Origin of the sequence: Shinella kummerowiae, from assembly GCF_009827055.1 — a bacterium.
Lineage (GTDB): Bacteria > Pseudomonadota > Alphaproteobacteria > Rhizobiales > Rhizobiaceae > Shinella > Shinella kummerowiae.
Window position 1 is genome coordinate 221675 of record NZ_WUMK01000003.1, and the last position, 17745, is coordinate 239419.

Annotated in this window: 17 protein-coding genes; 7 read left to right on the forward strand and 10 right to left on the reverse strand. The window is 62.9% G+C overall.

What is annotated here, in order from left to right:
* Nucleotides 1-219 precede the first annotated feature (219 nt).
* Complete coding sequence (locus tag GR138_RS08865) at nt 220-1236, forward strand: LacI family DNA-binding transcriptional regulator (RefSeq protein WP_338091056.1); 1017 nt, start codon at nt 220-222, stop codon at nt 1234-1236.
* Here the strand turns inward: GR138_RS08865 and GR138_RS08870 are convergent.
* The 7 genes from GR138_RS08870 to GR138_RS08900 all read right to left on the reverse strand — a co-directional run bounded on the left by GR138_RS08870 (nt 1233) and on the right by GR138_RS08900 (nt 9343).
* Nucleotides 1233-2822, reverse strand: coding sequence for a metallophosphoesterase family protein (locus tag GR138_RS08870; protein WP_160858480.1), 1590 nt, complete (start codon nt 2820-2822; stop codon nt 1233-1235). The genes GR138_RS08865 and GR138_RS08870 overlap by 4 nt on opposite strands.
* On the reverse strand, nt 2819-3460 hold the full coding sequence (locus tag GR138_RS08875; RefSeq protein ID WP_160858482.1) for a dual specificity protein phosphatase family protein: 642 nt from the start codon (nt 3458-3460) through the stop codon (nt 2819-2821). The genes GR138_RS08870 and GR138_RS08875 overlap by 4 nt, the downstream gene beginning before the upstream one ends.
* On the reverse strand, nt 3457-4302 hold the full coding sequence (locus GR138_RS08880; RefSeq protein WP_160858484.1) for an inositol monophosphatase family protein: 846 nt from the start codon (nt 4300-4302) through the stop codon (nt 3457-3459). Before GR138_RS08880 ends, GR138_RS08875 begins: the two co-directional genes overlap by 4 nt.
* Nucleotides 4299-5156, reverse strand: a complete 858-nt coding sequence (locus GR138_RS08885; RefSeq protein ID WP_160858486.1) for an inositol monophosphatase family protein — start codon at nt 5154-5156, stop codon at nt 4299-4301. Before GR138_RS08885 ends, GR138_RS08880 begins: the two co-directional genes overlap by 4 nt.
* A 53-nt stretch (nt 5157-5209) precedes the next feature.
* Entirely contained in the window at nt 5210-6316 is a 1107-nt protein-coding gene (locus GR138_RS08890; protein ID WP_160858488.1) for an ABC transporter substrate-binding protein, read from the reverse strand.
* Between the two features lie 79 nt (nt 6317-6395).
* Complete coding sequence (locus GR138_RS08895) at nt 6396-7517, reverse strand: ABC transporter ATP-binding protein (RefSeq protein ID WP_160858490.1); 1122 nt, start codon at nt 7515-7517, stop codon at nt 6396-6398.
* On the reverse strand, nt 7517-9343 hold the full coding sequence (locus GR138_RS08900) for an ABC transporter permease (RefSeq protein WP_160858492.1): 1827 nt from the start codon (nt 9341-9343) through the stop codon (nt 7517-7519). The genes GR138_RS08895 and GR138_RS08900 overlap by 1 nt, the downstream gene beginning before the upstream one ends.
* A 355-nt stretch (nt 9344-9698) precedes the next feature.
* On the opposite strand from GR138_RS08900, the gene GR138_RS08905 reads away from it, so the two are divergent.
* Nucleotides 9699-9884, forward strand: coding sequence for a hypothetical protein (locus GR138_RS08905; RefSeq protein ID WP_160858494.1), 186 nt, complete (start codon nt 9699-9701; stop codon nt 9882-9884).
* A 4-nt stretch (nt 9885-9888) separates the two neighbouring features.
* Nucleotides 9889-11319 (forward strand): alpha,alpha-trehalose-phosphate synthase (UDP-forming), encoded by a 1431-nt coding sequence (gene otsA / locus GR138_RS08910; RefSeq protein WP_160858496.1) that lies wholly within the window; start codon nt 9889-9891, stop codon nt 11317-11319.
* 37 nt (nt 11320-11356) lie between these two features.
* On the opposite strand, the gene GR138_RS08915 is transcribed toward otsA, so the two are convergent.
* The gene (locus GR138_RS08915; protein WP_160858498.1) at nt 11357-12265 is read right to left on the reverse strand and encodes a LysR family transcriptional regulator; all 909 of its coding nucleotides are present in this window, start codon (nt 12263-12265) and stop codon (nt 11357-11359) included.
* Nucleotides 12266-12387: 122 nt separating this feature from the next.
* Between GR138_RS08915 and GR138_RS08920 the strand changes: the two genes are divergently transcribed.
* The 3 genes from GR138_RS08920 (at nt 12388) to GR138_RS08930 (ending at nt 14132) form a co-directional block, all read left to right on the forward strand.
* Entirely contained in the window at nt 12388-12867 is a 480-nt protein-coding gene (locus GR138_RS08920; RefSeq protein ID WP_160858500.1) for a carboxymuconolactone decarboxylase family protein, read from the forward strand.
* A gap of 61 nt (nt 12868-12928) precedes the next feature.
* On the forward strand, nt 12929-13681 hold the full coding sequence (locus GR138_RS08925; RefSeq protein WP_160858502.1) for an SDR family oxidoreductase: 753 nt from the start codon (nt 12929-12931) through the stop codon (nt 13679-13681).
* A 43-nt stretch (nt 13682-13724) separates the two neighbouring features.
* Entirely contained in the window at nt 13725-14132 is a 408-nt protein-coding gene (locus GR138_RS08930; RefSeq protein ID WP_160858504.1) for a cupin domain-containing protein, read from the forward strand.
* A 79-nt stretch (nt 14133-14211) separates the two neighbouring features.
* On the opposite strand, the gene GR138_RS08935 is transcribed toward GR138_RS08930, so the two are convergent.
* Together GR138_RS08935 and GR138_RS08940 are read right to left on the reverse strand one after the other, a co-directional pair.
* Nucleotides 14212-14700 (reverse strand): RrF2 family transcriptional regulator, encoded by a 489-nt coding sequence (locus GR138_RS08935; protein WP_160858506.1) that lies wholly within the window; start codon nt 14698-14700, stop codon nt 14212-14214.
* Between the two features lie 207 nt (nt 14701-14907).
* On the reverse strand, nt 14908-16944 hold the full coding sequence (locus GR138_RS08940; RefSeq protein WP_160858508.1) for an NADH:flavin oxidoreductase: 2037 nt from the start codon (nt 16942-16944) through the stop codon (nt 14908-14910).
* Between the two features lie 146 nt (nt 16945-17090).
* Between GR138_RS08940 and GR138_RS08945 the strand changes: the two genes are divergently transcribed.
* Entirely contained in the window at nt 17091-17726 is a 636-nt protein-coding gene (locus tag GR138_RS08945; protein WP_160858510.1) for a TetR/AcrR family transcriptional regulator, read from the forward strand.
* Nucleotides 17727-17745 lie beyond the last annotated feature (19 nt).

Sequence of the window (17745 nt, forward strand, 5' to 3'; positions counted from 1 at the left end):
GAAAGAGCCGCCTTTGGGGAAAACAAGCGGCAATATATGGCCATCTAACCTTATGCACAGCCTTGCAAAGCTGCTTAAGTCCTTTCCGAGAAGGTTATTTCGCCATGCCTTCAGCCTTGCGGAACCTTCCGTTTTCAGCAGAAACTGCTCGCCGTCTTGCACATTCCTGCAAAAATGGTTCAAACCTGTGCAAGCGGGAACAGCGAAGGAAAGAGGAACGTGGCGATAGTGAAGGCCAAACCAAAAAAATCCTCGGTCAGCGCCATCCGGGTGGCGGAGCTTGCCGGTGTTTCGCGTTCGGCGGTATCACGCACCTTCACAGATGGGGCGAGCGTCTCGCCGGCGACGCGCACCAAGGTGCTCGCGGCGGCCGAAAAGCTCGGCTACCACGTCAACCATCTGGCGCGCGGACTGATCCACCATCGCTCGGGCATCGTCTGCCTGATCGTCGCCGAGATGCAGGCGCCGTTCCAGGCCAATGTGGTCGAGACCACGACGCGCAAGCTTCAGGCGATCGGCAAGGTCGTGATGGTGCTGAACACAGCCGGGCAGCCGGAAAATGTTGAGGCGGCGCTGCGCCAGACGTTGAACTACCGCGCCGAGGCAACCGTCGTCGTGTCCGGCGCGCCGCCGCTCTCGCTGATCGAGACCTGCATCGAAAACGGCCAGCGCGTCATCCTCATCAACCGCGACGATGCCATCACCGGCCCGGAATTCGTGCTGGTCGAGAATGAAAACGCGGCGCGCGAGGCCTGCCTGTTGCTGCACCGGGCCGGCTGCCGCAACCTCGCCGTGGTCAGTTCCACCGCCGGCACGTCCAGCATCATGGCGCGCGAGCAATCCTTCGTCGCCGCCGCTGCAGAACTGGGCCTGACGGCACAGGTCAGTCGCGCCGGACCGACCGGCTATGCGACGGGTGCGGAAGGTGCGCGCCAGTTGCTCGGTGCCTCGAACCGGCCGGACGGCGTGTTTTGCGTCACGGACCTCCTGGCGCTTGGCTTCATGGATGTGGCGCGGCAGGAATTCCGTCTCGCCATTCCGGACGACCTCTGCGTCGTCGGCTTCGATGACATTCCGGAGGCCGGTTGGCTCGCCTACAACCTAACAACCTTCCGCCAGCCGATCGGCGCCATCGCCGATCATATCGCCAGCATAATCGAAAAGGACGAGCCCGAGCCGGCCCCGCCGAAGCGCCTGCCGACGCAGGTCGCGTGGCGCAAGAGCGTCCGCCCTTAAAGCGGTGTGATCACCATATCCGGGCGGCTGAGGGAGAAATCGCGGTTCGGATGGCGATGGAGATATGCCCCCATCATCCGCAAGAGCGTGGCGAAGCGCGCCGCAAGGCTGTCACCGTTAAGCAACGGCGCCTGCACCGAAAGGCGGCGGTAGAATGCGAGCCGATCGGGCGCGATGTCCTCGTGACTGAGTTCGCCGGCCTTGCGCAGCCTGTACCAATCCTCGACGAGCGCCGTCAGCGGCATAGCCGGCGCATCATCGGCGTCGAGGTCGAGATGCCGCATCAGATCCGCCACCGACGCCTCGGCCACGAAGTCCACCATGTCCTGTGGCCATTCGCGCGCCAGATAACGCCCATGCACAAGGTCGACCAGATGACGACTGAGGAACTGGCCGTGATCAGGCGCGAAACTTGCCGAAGGCTCGGCCGTGCCCGCCTTTCGCGCCTCGGCCCGGTAGGCTGCAAAGGCCGCGTCGTGGCCCGGCACCTGCCGCAAGGGCTGCGTACGGATTTCGGTCCGATCGGCATGAAGGTCGACGATCTTGAGGCCCGGTCCATAGCCGACCGGCGACGGAACGGCGATATTGGCGAAACATCCGCGCGCCGTTTCGTGGCGGGCGGTATCGTTGACATGCAGATGGCCGGAAAAATGGAGGGGAACACCCGTCGCGGCAAATGCATCGGCAACAGCGATGGTGGGCGCGCGCCGTGCGAGGCCGGTCGCGCCGAACAGCGCAACCTCCTCCCTTGACGCGCCACCCAGTGGATCGAGCGCCGGATAATGCGAGAAGGCAACGAGATGTTTGCCCCCTGCCCTCGCCTGTGCCGCCACGTCCGCCATCCAGGCAAACAGATGCGCGCGATGTTGCAGCACGGCTCGCCAGCCGCCATCGGTCGGGTCGTGGAACTGCGCGGGATCGGCAAAGTCGCTGGCGCCATCGCGCGGAACGCAGACATTGGCATCGATGGCGAGCACCCACAGCCCTTCTATGGGCTCGACGAGATAGGAGGCGTCGATCATCCGGCACGGCGTGCTGCCGTCCTGGCTCAGCACCGTGTAGCTGCGTGCCGACCAGTCGGGATTGGTGCCGAAAGGACTTTCCCAGTGCAGATCGCCTTCTTCCGGCTCGAAACCGAAGCTGGAAAGCATGGCGAGTGCTTCGCCCGTGCCGAGCGTCGCGGCCTCGGCGCAGTCGGCGCTTCTCACCATGATCGGCGTGCCGTCCGGCGCAAGGAAACTCTTGTCCTGCGGCCGGCCGGCGAGCGCGTAGAAATCGTGGTTGCCGGGTGTCATCAGCACGCGGATACCGTGGCGCTCGCGGTATGCCTCGACGATCGACAGCGCCGCCAGGATGTTCGGCCGCTGGCCATCGTCGGTGAGGTCGCCGACAAGCAGCACGACGGGCGCGCCAGCCTCTACCGCGCAATCAAGCGCGGCGCGAAAGGCCGGCACGCTTTCGTTGAAGATACGGGTCGAGGCGGCGGTTTCGGCGAAGCTGCGCACGGCACCTTCCAGGCCAAAACCCTCCGGCACCCAGGTGCAATCATGCACATGGGGGTCGGCAATCACGGCGATGCGGATCATGCGGAAACCTTCACCACAGCGCCGGAGCGCGCGCGATCCGCCTCGACGATCCGCACCCAGCCGGCAGCACTCTCGGCGGCGGCAATCAGCATCGGCTTCGGTGTCTCGTGCCACTCGTCGGGGCGCAGTTCGCGTTTTTCACGAACATGATCGACGGCAGAGGCGAGCGTCGGGAATTCCTTGGGGATTTGCAGATGCAGCAGCAGGGCGGCGAGGATGACAGAACGCGAGCGCCCGGCGCGGCAATTCACCAGCACGTTACCGCGCTCGCGCATCGGATAGCTCGGCTTCTCCGGCAGCACCTGTTGCAACGCGCCGAGCAGTTGGTAGTACCCGGCGAGGAACATGGTGTCGGGATTGCCCGGACCATCGACGATACCGAGCTTGTAGTAACGGATCGGTGCCGGGCCGTAGCCGACGCGGCTGTCGTGAGAGACCTCGTCGGGTGCCGCGACATAGTTGAAGTCGAGATTGACTGCACAGTTCAGCACCGTGGAAATGCCGCTCGCGCGCAGAAGCGGCACGTCCGACGCACCCTCACGACCGCCGACGAAGAGATCGACGCCGAAGCCCGGCAGGTTTTCATAAACGCGGCTGATCAGCGGGCGGTCATAGTGGCGGCTGGGTTTTTCGGTCATGCGGTTCTCCGATGCTCTTCATCCGCCGGGACAAGCAGGTCCGGCCCGGACAGAAGGGGAATGCCGGTCGCGTCCGACAGGGTATTGGCAACGCCCGGCGCCGCGGCCAGCACCGGCGCCCCCTCGGTCAGGCCTCCGAGCGACAGGAACGGTCCGGTGACGCCACCGGCCTCATGAACGAGAAGCAGGCCGGCCAGGCAATCCCAGGAATTCATGTGCAGCTCCGCATAACCATCGCTGCGCCCATCGGCAACATAGGCGAGGCCGAGCGCCCCGCAGGCGCCGCGCCGCACATTGCTGCCGGCCTCGAACAACGCATTGACGGCGCTGATATAACGGGCGAGCGGCCGGCGGTTCGACCAGCCCATCTCGAAGGAGGTGGCGGCGATGTCCGTGGTGGCGGACACGCGGATCGGCTTGCCATTGAGGCTCGCCCCTCGACCACGGCGTGCGAGATAGACCTCATCGAGCACCGGATTGACGATGGCGCCAAGCTGCACCTCGCCATTAGCGACGAAGGCGATGGCGACGCAGAAATGCGGGATCGCACGGGCGAAATTGGCGGTGCCGTCGATTGGATCGACCACCCAAGCCTGAACGCCCGGCTCGCCGCCCCCCTCCTCGCCGAGGAACCCGTCTTCGGGGAAGACGTCGGCAATGCGGGCGCGGACATGGTTTTCCACCTGCCCGTCGGTCTCTGTCAGGTAATCCTGCGGCCCCTTCATGCTGACCGACTGCCCCGTCTGCCGCGCGAAACCGGCGCGGGCGAGCTCTGCCGCCTCGCAAACCAGTTCCGCAAGGAGGGCCTCCCGGCGAGCGAGCGCCTCATCGCCAATCGTCATGCACGCAGTCCTTCCGTTTTAAAAATCCTGTTCATTCTCTGGCTTCGCCCGACGGAGATTTCTTCGGCAATGCCAACCACCTTCGGGTAGTCCGCGCCGCGCCGCAGGGCGATGTAACCGGGGTGCCTGTGCGCCGGCGCATCCGCCGCACATTTCCCGAGCGACAGCGGCAGGTAACGCCCGCCCGCCTGTCGCAGGATGAGGCTTGCCGCCGCCACATCCCAGGGATTGACGCTGAAGCCGAGTGCGGCATCCGCCCACCCCGCCGCGACATGGGCGATGGAGAGCGCAGCGCTGCCGGGCCGGCGCACCGTCGCGACGGTTTCGACCAGCCGGCCGAAGCGGTCGAGTGCCGCGTCCCGGCCGTCCAGCGCAAAATCCCGCGCCACGGGATAACCGGTGATCAGCGTCGCGTGTGGCTCGGCAGCGGCATTCGCCGGCGCCAGTGGCTGGTCGTTCAGCCAGGCGCCGGCGCTGGAGGCGGAGAAGATCGCCCCCGAAACCGGGTCATGGATTGCCGCCGCAACAACCGTGTCGTCGACGACCGCTCCGACCGAGGTGCACCAGAACGCGATACCCGCGGCAAAATTCGACGTGCCGTCGATCGGATCGACGAACCATTGAACCCTGCCCGTGCCGGTCGTGCCGCCCTCTTCCCCCATGAAGGTGGAATCGGGCACTTCGTGGAAGATCAGCGCGCGGATTGCGGCTTCCGCCCGCCGGTCGTGTTCCGTAACGGGATCGTGGCGGTCGCGCTTGTAGTCCACCGCCATCTGCTGCCGGAACGCCGCCAAAAGGGCGGGCGCGGGCAGAAGGGCAGCGGCGATGGCAGTACGAAGCAGCGGATCGGTCATTAGAAAACTCGTGTCATGGAGGGCGGGCCGTTTGCCGGCCCGCCCGGTCTTGCTCAGCGCTTGTAGTGAACGCGCCAGAAATCCTGCCAGTCCTGCCGGCTGTCCCAGTCTTCCAGGCCAGTGGCAGGGTTGTAGGTGAGCATCGCGTCGAGATGTTTGCCGATGCCGGACGGCTCATCGGCCGGAAGGCCGACGGTGCTGTTGGAGGAAAGCTTGCCGTCGTCGGCCTGCGGCGCGATGCCCTCGGCGGTCATCGCATAGTGCACGAAGAGCTTGGCGGTGTTCGGGCTGTCGCTGCCCTTGACGATGACGCCAACCGTCGGATTGGAGAAGCCGATGATCGGATCCACGCCAGCGCAGAGGCCGAGCGTGAAGCCTTTTCCTGCATTGTCGCGGAACTTGGCGGAAGAGACGAGACCGATGAAAGGTTCGCTCTGGCCGGGGGCGGCAACCGCTTCCGCGGCGGCTGAGTCGGAATCCGTCAGGAGCGGGCCGTTGGCGGCAAGCGCGGCGACGAAGGCCTGCGTTGCGCTACCGAGGTCGGTCTCCAGCTTCTTGCCGTACTGCTTCTCATAGGCGGCGGCGATCTTGTCGTCGATACGGCTGCGCATCTGGTTGAACCAGTCGGTATAGGACGGCTTGCCGAGCGGGTCCTGCATCGAGACCTTGCCCTTCCACTCCGCCTCGGTGAGCTGCCAGATATTGGTGATCGGGCACTTGTCGTAGAGCTTGGTGTTGTAGGCGAGGATGTTCGGGCTTGAGACGATCAGCAACGGGTTCTGCGCCTCCGACGAGATGTCCTTGGCCAGATCCGGCGGCACCCAGTTCTCGACGAAACCGGCCGGCATGAGCTGGCCGATCACGGCGGACGGATCCGAGATGAAGGAGACATCCGTCTGGATGTTGCCGGACTGCGATTCGCGAATGATCGTTTCGAGCTGCGCGGTCGCCTTGGACTTCGAGCCCTCAGCCTTCAGGCCGTATTTGGCATTGAAGGCCTCGACCATGTCGACGATCTTGCCGGTGCTGTCATAGACCGACAGCGGCGGCTCCTTCTTCGCCGCCTCGATGAGCGAGTCGAGGTTGAAATCCTCCGCCAGCGCCCCGCCGCCCATCGCGGCGGCCAGCACCACGCCTGCCAATAAACCGTATGTCCTCATGTTCTCCTCCTTCGTAATTGCGTCACATCCGTCTCTTCCCATCGGATGCGACGAGGGTTCAGTTTCATTTGCCTCATGTTCAGGCGGCACGCGCCAGCACGTCGTCCGCCTCGGCAAGCCGGAGGCCTGCCGCGTCGAAGACGTGCACAGCCGTTGGGCGCACATGCACCCACACCCGCTCCCCGCCGCGCAGCGCAGGGCTTTCCGTGGTGGTGGCGAACAGCGCGCGTCCATCGACCTTGAGTTCGATGATCCAGCTGCCGCCGGTTGGCAGGATGCCCGTGACCTCGGCCGCATGGCGGAAGCTGCCGCCGGGAACGGCAGCCTCCGAACGCGCGATCTGGAGAGCTTCCGGACGGAAGCCCACCGAGCCGACCCCTGCGCTCTCGCCGAGACGACCAGCGAGCCAATGCGATGCGGCACGATCCAGCGCGTGGGTGGTGGCCGCTTCGAGGATGTTGATCGGCGGGCTGCCGACGAATTCGGCGACGAAGCGGTTGGCCGGCCGGTCGTAGATATCGTTCGGCGTGCCCAATTGCTGGAGGCGGCCTTCGCTCATCACGGCAATTGAGGTGGCGAGCGTCATCGCCTCCCATTGATCATGGGTGACGAAGACGATGGTCGTGCGGAATTCCGCGTGGATGCGCTTCAGCTCGGCCCGCATTTCGAGGCGCAGACGCGCATCAAGATTGGAGAGCGGCTCGTCGAGCAGCAGCACGCCTGGATTGACCGCCAGCATGCGGGCGAGCGCCACGCGCTGCTGCTGGCCACCGGAGAGCTGCGAGGGATAACGATGGCGGTATTTCTCGATGTCAAGCGCCTTCATCACCTTCTCCACCCGCGCCTCGCGCTCGGCCTTCGGCACCTTGCGCAGGCGCAGGCCGAAATCGGTGTTGCGCTCGATGGTGAGGTGCGGCCAGAGCGCATAGGACTGGAAGACCAGGCCCATGCCGCGTTTTTCCGGACCGACGAAGGCGCCGCGTGCTGGACTGTCGATCACCCTCTCGCCGACGTGGATTTCGCCGTCCGTCAGGTTTTCGAGACCGGCGATCATGCGCAACGTCGTCGTCTTGCCGCAGCCGGAAGGGCCAAGCAGGCACATGAATTCGCCGTCATGGATGTGAAGATCGAGGTCACTGACGGCATTGGGCGAACCGCCGCCATAGGACTTCTGGACATTGCTGAGAACGATATCGGGCATCAGGTTCCAAGTCCCTCGGCAAGGTTTGTGCGGGTCAGCCGCTGGGCGAGCACCGTGCCGCCATAGGCAAGACCGGCGATGATCAGCACCACGGCGTTTGCGGCCTGGGTGTAATTGTAGTCGACGAGGCGCAGCGAGAAGGTCGTCAGCACATCCGTGGCGGGCACGGCGAGGATGACGAAAAGGCTGAGCCCCTTGATGCCCGAAATGAAGGGCAGAAGAATACCGGTGACGAGCGAACCCTTCTGGATCGGGATGACGATGGACGTCATACGCCGAAACCAGCCCGCCCCGACGATCTGCGCCGCCTCTTCCGGATCCTTGCCGAGCTGCATCATCGCGGAGATGCCGGCGCGGGATGCATAGGGCATCTGATCTGCCATCAACGCGAGCACGAGAATCAGTGTTGTGCCGTAGAGACCGGGGATCGGCCCGCGCTGCACGGCGAAGAGCGAGAGATAGGCGGCGGCAAAGGCGATGCCCGGCACGAGATAGGGCATGAACGTCACCTGCCGCAGGAAGATCGCCAGCGGACGGATGGTCGTGCGCACCACGACATAACCGGTGAGCACACCGAGAATGCCCGAGCAGATGGAGGCGATGCCGACGATCGTGATCGTATTGAACGCCGCCTGCCAGAGATCGGGACTGAACAGAATTCCGGTGCGCATGGCGACCGTTGGCAAGTCCTGACCGATCCAGTAGTCGAGCGTGAAGTTGGAGAGCGCAAAACTGCCCGGCTGATGCATGACGGTCGACAGCGCAAGCGTCAGCAGCGGCATGCCGACCGACAGCATGAAGACGACCCCGGCAAAGCCCGTCGCGGGCCAGCGCAGGCCCTTCAGACGCGACAGCCGGTTCATCGAGCCCTTCGAGCCGACGGTGACGAAACGGCGCGCTTCGCGGGCAAGATAGGCATCGACCATGATGGCAAGCACGCCGATCAGCATGATCGCGCCGGCCAGCACACCCGCCACGCCCGTCTGGCGCGAACCGATGGAGCGATAGAGCGAGGTCGCCAGCACATCGAATTTCACCGGCAGGCCGAGCACATAGGGCACGCCGAACTCGCCAAGGCATTTTGCGAAGATGAGCAGCACGGCCGAAAGCAGCGCCGGACGCATCAATGGCAGGATGACCTGCGCGGCGACGACCCAGCCGGATGCACCAAGAATGCGCGCGGAATCCTCCAGCTGGCTGTCGAAACGGCGCAGCGCCGAGCCAAAGAGCAGGATGACAAAGGGCGTGTAATGCAACGCGAGAATGATGGTGATCGGCACCTGGCCATAGGCGAGCCAGTCCGGCGGCGTCAGTCCGATCGCCTCGAACCAGCCCGGCTGGCCGCCGACGGTCCGGTTCTTGAAAAGCGTGTTCCAGGCAAGCGCAAAGGTCCAGGCCGGCAGCATATAGGGCACGATGAGCGCGGTGGCGAACCAGCGGCGGCCGAACATGTCGGTGCGCGCGATCAGCCAGGCCAGCACGCCGCCGACGGCAAGCGAAATGGTGATCGCACCGAAGGCCACTTTCAGCGTGTTGAGCAGTGGCTCCCAGAAGAGGTCGTATGCGACCGGTGACACGAAGGCGCGGTAGAGATAGTAGGACGTGAAGCCGCCCGTCCCGCCGCCGGTGCGCCGCTCGTCGCCGAATTGCACAGTCGCCGCATCCGCAAGGATAGACAGGATCGGCAAGACAATGAGATAGGCGAAGAGTGCCGCCATCAGGATGGCGATCACCGTTGTCGGCTCGCGCAAGGCCAGCCGCAACCGGTAACGCCAGCGCGCACCGCCAACGGGCGCCGGCGTCAAAAGCGCATCAGACGAGGCCATGATGGCCACCTCGTTTGCTTTCGCATATTTTCGCAAAGCCGTGCAATTGGCCCTCCCCTTGCCGATCTTTGCCGGCAACCGCACAGTTCGTGCCGAAACTGCGAAAGTTTCCTCCCGTTCGCAATTGGCAACATGTGCAATCAACCATTCACAATCGGTCCTGTCAACATGATATTGCACAGCCGTGCATTCATGTTGAACACAGCGCCTGATGCCGCCGCCATGCCCGTCATTTACGCAAGACGAAAAGGTGGAAACTAGGAGGCTGGCCCGCTGGCGAGCCCTTTCCGCTTCGTCAGGCGTGCATACCGGCGGGCAGTCTGTTCGCCTCCACCATCCAACGAAGAGGCAAGCAATGAACGTCAATATCAACAGCCGGCGGAACATTCCGGGCCGGGGTGAGTTCATGTTGCGTCGCAAAATAAATTCGATGGCAATGTTCGCTCCCGATACGCCCCTCCTTCCTGCCGGCATTCTGCCTGCCTCTCTCGTGAAGGTTTTCCGCTGCGTGATCGAAGTACCCGTCAGTCTGGTGTTGTAAAATCATGAGTCGTCTCATCGTTGTTTCCAATCGCGTTCCCGTTCCTGACAAACGCGGCACGGCACCTGCCGGTGGCCTGGCCGTCGCCCTCCAGTCGGCGCTCAAGACACGCGGCGGTCTATGGCTCGGCTGGTCCGGCCAATCCTGCGCCGAGGACGCCGTCGGGCCGCTGAGAACCGTGAAGGACGGCAATATCGAATACGCGCTGACGGACCTGACCGAGCGCGATGTCGAAGAATACTATCAGGGCTTTGCCAACCGCGTGCTTTGGCCGATCTGCCACTACCGGCTGGATCTAGCCGAATATGGCAGGCGCGAAATGACCGGCTATTTCCGCGTGAACCGTTTTTTCGCCAGCCGTCTTTTGCCCTTGATCCAGGACGACGACCTCATCTGGATTCACGACTATCATCTCATTCCTCTCGCCGCGGAACTGCGTCGGCTGGGCGTGAAGAACCGCATCGGCTTCTTCCTGCACATCCCCTGGCCCTCGCCGGATGTGTTTCTCACCATGCCGGTGCACGACGAGTTGCTGAAAGGCCTCACCGCCTATGATGTGATCGGCTTCCAGACCGATCATGACCGGAACAATTTTGCCGATTGCCTCGCGCGCCAGGACATGGGACATCGGCTGGACATGACCCGTTTTGTCGTCGGCGAACGGGCCTTCACCACCAAGTCCTACCCGATCGGCATCGAGACCACCGAATTTGCCGGCCTCGCGAAACGGGCGGCGGAAACCACGCTGCACAAGCGCATGCTGCAGAGCCTCGACGGCAAGGAGCTGATCATCGGCGTCGACCGGCTCGACTATTCCAAAGGCATCACGCAGCGCATCGATGCCTTCGAGACCTTCCTCACCCGTCATGAGGAAAGCCAGCGCAAGGTCACGCTGCTGCAGATCACGCCGAAATCGCGCTCCGAAGTGCCTGAATACGAGGCCATGCAGCGCGCCGTGGCGGAACAGGCCGGCCGGGTGAACGGCGCGCTCGGAACCGTGGACTGGGTGCCGATCCGCTACGTCAATCGATCGCTGCGACGCCCCGCTCTGGCGGGCCTCTATCGCATGGCCAGGCTTGCGCTGGTCACACCCCTGCGCGACGGCATGAACCTCGTCGCCAAGGAATATGTCGCGGCGCAGAACGAGGACGACCCCGGCGTCCTCCTGTTGTCGCGTTTTGCGGGCGCCGCGCGCGAACTGAAGGATGCCGTGCTCGTCAATCCCTACGACGTCGAGGGCACGGCCGAGGCCATCGCCCGCAGCCTCGTCATGCCGCTGGAGGAGCGTCGCGAACGCTGGAAAAGCATGATGACCGTGCTGTGCACCAACGACGTGTTCGCCTGGTGCGACACGTTTCTTGAGGATCTTGCCGGAGGCAAGGCGGAAGAGAGCGGTTCCCATTCGGTAGAGGCGCGCAGCAGGAACATCGCCTGACGGCGACAGGACGCTGGGTCGCCTACGCTGTTTGATGCTACCCCTCCGCGTCTCGCATGAGCGGATCGCTACGAACCGCATCGATCAGGAACTCCACCACCGTCCTTATCCGTAGCGGCATGTTGCGGCGCGAGGAATAAACCACGTTGATCGGCAGCCGGGTCGGCCGAAAATCCGGCATCGCATCGACAAGCGCGCCGCTTTCGATGTCCGGCACAGCAAGGATATGGGAGAGGACCGAAAGCCCGCTGCCCGCGCGCGTCGCCCGATGCACGGCAACAGCGTTGTTGGCAGTCAGGCGTGGTGTGATGCGTACAGGAATCTCCCCCGCGCCGTCGGAGAACGACCAGATGTGACTGTGAGCGGCGCGCTGATAACAGATGCAGTCGTGGACAGCGAGATCCTCGGGACGGGAGGGCAAGCCGCATCGCTCCCGATAAGACGGGGCAGCGACGAGGAAGGCGGTCGTCCAGCCGATCCGGCGACAGATCAAGCCATTGTCCGCGACAGGCCCAAGGCGTACTTCAAGGTCGATCCCCTCCTGGATAAGGTCGGATGCCTCCTCCCTGAACAGGAGTTCGACGAAAAGCCCGGGATAGAGTGAGAGCAGCCCCTCGAGGCGGTCGCTGAGGAAAAGGCCGAGCGGCGCGGGAACACTCAACCGTACCCTGCCCGCGGCGGCCCCGACATTATGGCCAAGGCTGTCGCCAAGGTCATCGACGGCCTCCAGCACACGCAATGCCATGGGAATGATGCGCTCACCCTCCGCCGTCAGAGCCAGCGCACTGGTCGTGCGGTGGAGGAGGCGCACGTTGAGGTGAGCCTCGAGGGCGGAAACCTGCCGCGAGACCGCAGGCTGCGTCAGGTTGAGATCCTGCGCCGCAGCCGAGAACGACGTCGTTTCCACGACACGCAGGAACGTCCGCAGCGCCGATACGATATCCATCGCCATACTCCCCGACATAAGCCTTATGCGCCAAGTTTATGGCGTTTCGACTTTACAGTCCAGAAATTAAGGATATTAAATATCCATAAGGATAAATGATATCCTTAATTAAGGAGAGCAGCATGACCCAACGTCTGAACTACGCCCAGCAATCCCCTGAATTCTTCAAGAAAATCTCCGAACTGAGCATGGCGCTGCAGAGTAGCGTCATTGAGCAGAAGATCCGCGACCTCGTGAACATCCGCGCCTCCCAGCTCAACGGCTGCGCTTTCTGCCTCGACATGCATGTGAAGGAAGCCAAGATCCATGGCGAAAGCGAATTGCGCGTTCACCACATCGCCATCTGGCGCGAATCGGCGCTGTTCATTCCCCGCGAACGCGCAGCGCTCGCTTGGACCGAAGCGCTGACGAAACTGCCCGAAGGCGGCATTCCGGACGAGCTTTACGAGCGCGTGCGCGGACAGCTCTCCGAGAAGGAAATCTCCGACCTCACATTCTCGGTCATGACCATCAACGCCTGGAACCGGGTCGCGATCGCCTTCAAGTCCGTGCCGGGTTCGGCCGACAAGCTCTACGGCCTCGACAAGGCCGGCCTGAACTGAGCCGCTGCCATCATCGTCAACAAGCGCGTGGCGCGATGGGCGCTGCGACGGGAGAGCCAACTTGAAAATCGTCATCATCGGCGGAACCGGCCTCATCGGGTCGAAAACCGTGGAACGCTTGCGACAAAAGGGGCATGAAGTCATCGCCGCATCGCCCAATACCGGCGTCAACACGATCACCGGCGAAGGCCTTGCTGACGCCCTTACCGGCACCGACGTCGTCCTCGACCTGGCAAACTCCCCCTCCTTTGCCGACAAGGACGTCATGGCATTCTTTGAGACCTCGGGGCATAACCTGCTTGCCGCCGAAAAGGCCGCGGGCGTGAAACATCATTTCGCGTTGTCGGTGGTCGGCACGGAGCGCTTGCAGGAAAGCGGCTACTTTCGTGCCAAGCTTGTGCAGGAAAAACTCATCCGCGCCTCCGGCATTGCCTACACGATCGTCCACTCGACACAGTTCATGGAGTTTCTGGGCGGTATCGTCCAAGCCGGAACCGTGGGCGACACCGTTCATCTGTCGCCCGCCTATGTTCAACCGATCGCCTCGGACGACGTGGCGGATGCAATGGCCGACGTGGCGCTCGCAACGCCAGTGAATAGCACTATCGAGATTGCCGGCCCGCAACGCTTCCGGCTCAACGAACTCGCTGGCCGCTATCTCCAGGCCATGAACGACGACCGCAAGGTCACTGCCGATCCGGAGGCCCGTTATTTTGGCGCTCGGCTCGACGATGGGTCGCTCGTTCCCAACGGGGACGCGCGTCTCGGCCGGATCACCTTCGATGACTGGTTCAGCACGTCCGCCCGCCGATAGCGCGGGCGACACCTTCACTCATCTCATTCAATGGAGCACTGACATGATCAGGATATCTATCGCCGCCGCCCTCGCCGCAGTCGTCTTCACCGCCAATGCCGCCTCCGCCAGCGAGGCCGCGAAGGTGACGCAGGTCTATGAACACGAACTGCCGAACGTACCCGGCAAGAGCATTCGCGGTGTGCTTGTCGAATATGGCCCCGGCGGCTTCTCCGAAGGCCATACACATCCTACCTCTGCCTTCATTTACGCGACGGTGCTTGAGGGTGCGATCCGCAGCCAGGTCAACGACGGCCCGGTCAAAGTCTACCAAGCGGGCGAGAATTTTTCTGAAATGCCGGGCGACCGGCACGCCGTCAGCGCGAACGACAGCCAGACGGCGCCGGCCAAGCTGCTCGCAGTTTTCATCGTCGATACCGCCGAGACGCAACTCGTTCACCCGCTAAAATAACGTGCTTTGGCCGGGCTCCATCGTGGAGCCCGGCCATTACCAGAGATTTTCAAGCATGACTTAATCTCACGACTGCGGCTCAGCCGGCGCGGTTCAGCACCCATTCGGAGCTGCTTTGCCAGAGCGTGACAGGAATCTCCTTTTCAAGTGTCTGGATGAGTGCCGCGAGCGTGACGCTGCGAAGGCTTGCCCGCCAGGCCTCATCCGCTTCCCACATGATACGCGCGATCGCACAAGGGCCTGCTTCGCAATAGCTCTTCGGCCGGCAGGGATTGTTGGTGCGGATATTGTTGCAGACGAAGGTCCGCTCCTTGCCCTCCACCGCTTCCACTACGTCCAGAAAACTGATTTCGGCCGCTGGACGGGAAAGTCGGTAACCACCGCTCGGTCCGAGTGTCGAATCGACCAGTTTTGCCTGGGAAAGGCTCTGCAGCGCCTTGGAGAGATACTCCTTCGGCACCCCATGGAACTCGGCAAGCGCCTTTGTGGAGAGATAACGGCCGTTCGGAAGTCCGGCGAGAATGGTGCAACAGTGCAGCGCCCATTCGACTTGGCTCTTGAGGATCATCAAACCTACCCATCAAATAAGGATAAATAATATCCGTATTGGGGTATCCTGTAAATGGATGCCAAGGACGCCCGTTTCGCAGCGAATGGTCGCGGAGCGGCAGGGCGTTCAATGATTGCCCTGCCGCTCCGGCTTTCGTCAGGCATGTGAAACGGCGAAGATCAACGGCCTGGAATTGGCCGGCAGCGTAGTCGCTTCACACTATCCTCAAAGATCCTTGGCAAGGCGCAGCGCATCGTAGATGGCCGCATGCGTGTTGCGCGCCGCGACGGCATCGCCGATCCTGAAGAGCTGGTACGTGCCGTCCGGGTTGCGCGCGACGGTCTGCGGCGCGCCGGAAAGCAGTTCGTCATAGGAGACCTCGCCGAGGTTTTTCGAGCCCGGCTTGAGCTCGAAATAGAGGTCGTCCAGCGGGATGGTGCCGTGGTTGACGACGATCTGGTCGACAACGCGCTGCTTGGAAACCCCGCCGTAATCGCTGCCGACATGGGCGATGATCTGGTTGCCGCTCTTCTCCGCCGCTTCCAGCTTGTAGGTGACGGTAAAGGTCGTATCGAGTTTCTGCAGCGAACGCATATAGGGCACGAGGTTCATTGCCATGACTTCCGGCGCAAAAGCGCGGTCCGGCGTCATGATCTCGACCTTGCCGCCGGCCTTGGCAATGAATTCGGCAGCCTGCAAGCCGGCATGGTCGCCGGCATCGTCGTAGATGAGCACATTGGTGCCCGGCTTCACGTCACCCGAAATGATATCCCAGGAGGACACGACCAGCTCGTTGCCCTTTGTCAGCACCTCGGTATGCGGCAGGCCGCCCGTCGCGATGATGACCACATCAGGCTTTTCCGCCGCAATCGTATCGACATCCGCCCAGGTATTGAAGCGGAACGTGACGCCCAGCTTCTCGCACTGGCTCATGCGCCAGTCGATGATGCCGATCATCTCGCGGCGGCGCTCGCTCTGCGCCGTCAGGCGAATCTGGCCACCGGGATTGTTCGCGGCCTCGAAGACCACGACCTCATGCCCACGCTCGGCGGACACACGCGCCGCCTCCAGACCGGCCGGCCCTGCACCGACAATGACGATTTTCCGGCGCACACCCGCCTTCGGGATGCTTTGCGGCATGGTCTCCTCGCGGCCGGTCGCCGCATTGTGAATGCAGAAGGCAAGGCCGCCCTGGTAGATGCGATCAAGACAGTAATTCGCGCCGACGCAGGGGCGGATATCGTCCTCGCGCTTTTCGATGATCTTGCGCAGGATATGCGGGTCGGTCATGTGGGCGCGGGTCATGCCGATCATGTCGACCTTGCCGGCGGCGATCGCATGACGCGCGGTGGCGACATCCTGAATTTTCGCCGCGTGAAACGTCGGAAACCTGGTGGCGGCGCGAATGTCGCCGGCGAAATCGAGATGGGGAGCGCTGGCCATCCCCTGGATCGGAATGACATCCGTCAGGCCGGGGTCCGTATCGATATGGCCGCGGATGACATTCAGGTAGTCGATCAGCCCGCTTTCCTTGAGCCGGCGGGAGATTTCAAGGCCTTCGGCCTTTCCAGTCCCGCCCGGAAGACATTCATCGGCCGTGTAACGTACGCCGAGGATGAAGTCGTCACCCACCCGTTTGCGGATCGCCCTGAACACGTCAAGACAGAAGCGCATGCGATTGTCGAGCGAGCCGCCATAGGGGTCGTCGAGTTCGTTAGTGAGCGGCGAGGTGAACTGGTCGATGAGGTGGCCATAGGCCTCCAGCTCGACGCCGTCCATGCCGCCCGCCTTCATGCGTTCGGCCGCGTCGGCAAAATCCTTGATGATGCGCTCGATGTCCCAGTCTTCCAGCTTCTTCGGGAACGCCCGGTGCGCCGCCTCGCGATGATGCGAGGGTGCGAGGACGGGCAACCAGTCGCCCTTGTCCCAGCGCGTGCGACGGCCGAGATGCGTGAGCTGGATCATGATCGCCGCCCCCTCTTCGTGCACGGCGTCGGTCATCTCCCGGATCCACGGAACGATCTCGTCCTTGTAGGCCAGCAGGTTGTTGAAGACCGGCGGACTGTCCTTCGAAACCGCGGCTGAACCGGCCGTCATCGTCAGCGCCACACCGCCCCTCGCCCGCTCCACCGTGTAGGCGCGGTACCGCCCCTTCGGCATGCCGTCTTCCGGATAGGCCGGTTCGTGCGACGTGACGATGATACGGTTGCGGAGGGTCAAATGCTTGAGTTGGTAGGGCTGAAGCAGGGGATCGTTCGACATGCGCCGGCTCCGGTTTGAAGGACTTTGTCGTGACGGTAAGCGGGAATGTACATATGTGTCAACAATCAAAAACAACAGCGTCCGAAATATGGACACATATGTACATTCCCCTTGCGAGGGCATGCGGGATTTGTTAGGAAACCATCATGGAACAGGCAACGAGTGATAGCGGCTGGCGAGGCTCTCAAGAGGCATGGCTGGACGCCGCCTACGACGCCCTGCTCGAATCCGGCGTGGGTTCAGTCAAGATCCTGCCGCTCGCAAAGCGGCTCAATCTCTCGCGCACCAGCTTCTACTGGTTCTTCAAGGACCGGGAGGAACTGTTGAGCGCATTGATTTCGCGCTGGCGGGAAAAGAACACTGGCAACCTTGTGAAGCAGACCGGAGCCTATGCGGAATCGCTGGGCGAAGCGATGCTGAATGTCTTCGACTGCTGGCTGGACAAGGAGCTGTTCGACTCCCAGCTCGAGTTTGCGGTCCGCAGTTGGGCGCTGCAATCGGCGGAAATCCAGGCGGATGTCCATGCGGCTGACCAGGCGAGAATGGAGGCCATCGGCCGCATGTTCATGCGGTTCGGTTATGACGAGGCGGCGGCGGACGTTCGTGCGCGGACGACCTATCTGGTCCAGATCGGATACATCTCGATGCAGTCGAAGGAAGATATTGCGCTTCGCATGAGACGCATCCCGGAATATATCGCGATCTACACCGGCCAGGCGCCCCAGCAGCGTGAGCTCGACCGCTTCTTTGCCCGGCACGGTTTTACGCCGGAGCGGGCTTGAGGACCGGCGACGCTCAACG

What these genes read in the sequence shown, in the direction of transcription:
- GR138_RS08880 (WP_160858484.1), bottom strand. Translation starts at nt 4,302, where the DNA reads ATGACGATTGGCGATGAGGCGCTCGCTCGCCGGGAGGCCCTCCTTGCG.
- GR138_RS08875 (WP_160858482.1), bottom strand. Translation starts at nt 3,460, where the DNA reads ATGACCGAAAAACCCAGCCGCCACTATGACCGCCCGCTGATCAGCCGC.
- GR138_RS08900 (WP_160858492.1), bottom strand. Translation starts at nt 9,343, where the DNA reads ATGGCCTCGTCTGATGCGCTTTTGACGCCGGCGCCCGTTGGCGGTGCG.
- GR138_RS08895 (WP_160858490.1), bottom strand. Translation starts at nt 7,517, where the DNA reads ATGCCCGATATCGTTCTCAGCAATGTCCAGAAGTCCTATGGCGGCGGT.
- GR138_RS08940 (WP_160858508.1), bottom strand. Translation starts at nt 16,944, where the DNA reads ATGTCGAACGATCCCCTGCTTCAGCCCTACCAACTCAAGCATTTGACC.
- otsA (WP_160858496.1), top strand. Translation starts at nt 9,889, where the DNA reads ATGAGTCGTCTCATCGTTGTTTCCAATCGCGTTCCCGTTCCTGACAAA.
- GR138_RS08885 (WP_160858486.1), bottom strand. Translation starts at nt 5,156, where the DNA reads ATGACCGATCCGCTGCTTCGTACTGCCATCGCCGCTGCCCTTCTGCCC.
- GR138_RS08930 (WP_160858504.1), top strand. Translation starts at nt 13,725, where the DNA reads ATGATCAGGATATCTATCGCCGCCGCCCTCGCCGCAGTCGTCTTCACC.
- GR138_RS08920 (WP_160858500.1), top strand. Translation starts at nt 12,388, where the DNA reads ATGACCCAACGTCTGAACTACGCCCAGCAATCCCCTGAATTCTTCAAG.
- GR138_RS08915 (WP_160858498.1), bottom strand. Translation starts at nt 12,265, where the DNA reads ATGGATATCGTATCGGCGCTGCGGACGTTCCTGCGTGTCGTGGAAACG.
- GR138_RS08945 (WP_160858510.1), top strand. Translation starts at nt 17,091, where the DNA reads ATGGAACAGGCAACGAGTGATAGCGGCTGGCGAGGCTCTCAAGAGGCA.
- GR138_RS08870 (WP_160858480.1), bottom strand. Translation starts at nt 2,822, where the DNA reads ATGATCCGCATCGCCGTGATTGCCGACCCCCATGTGCATGATTGCACC.
- GR138_RS08890 (WP_160858488.1), bottom strand. Translation starts at nt 6,316, where the DNA reads ATGAGGACATACGGTTTATTGGCAGGCGTGGTGCTGGCCGCCGCGATG.
- GR138_RS08935 (WP_160858506.1), bottom strand. Translation starts at nt 14,700, where the DNA reads ATGATCCTCAAGAGCCAAGTCGAATGGGCGCTGCACTGTTGCACCATT.
- GR138_RS08905 (WP_160858494.1), top strand. Translation starts at nt 9,699, where the DNA reads ATGAACGTCAATATCAACAGCCGGCGGAACATTCCGGGCCGGGGTGAG.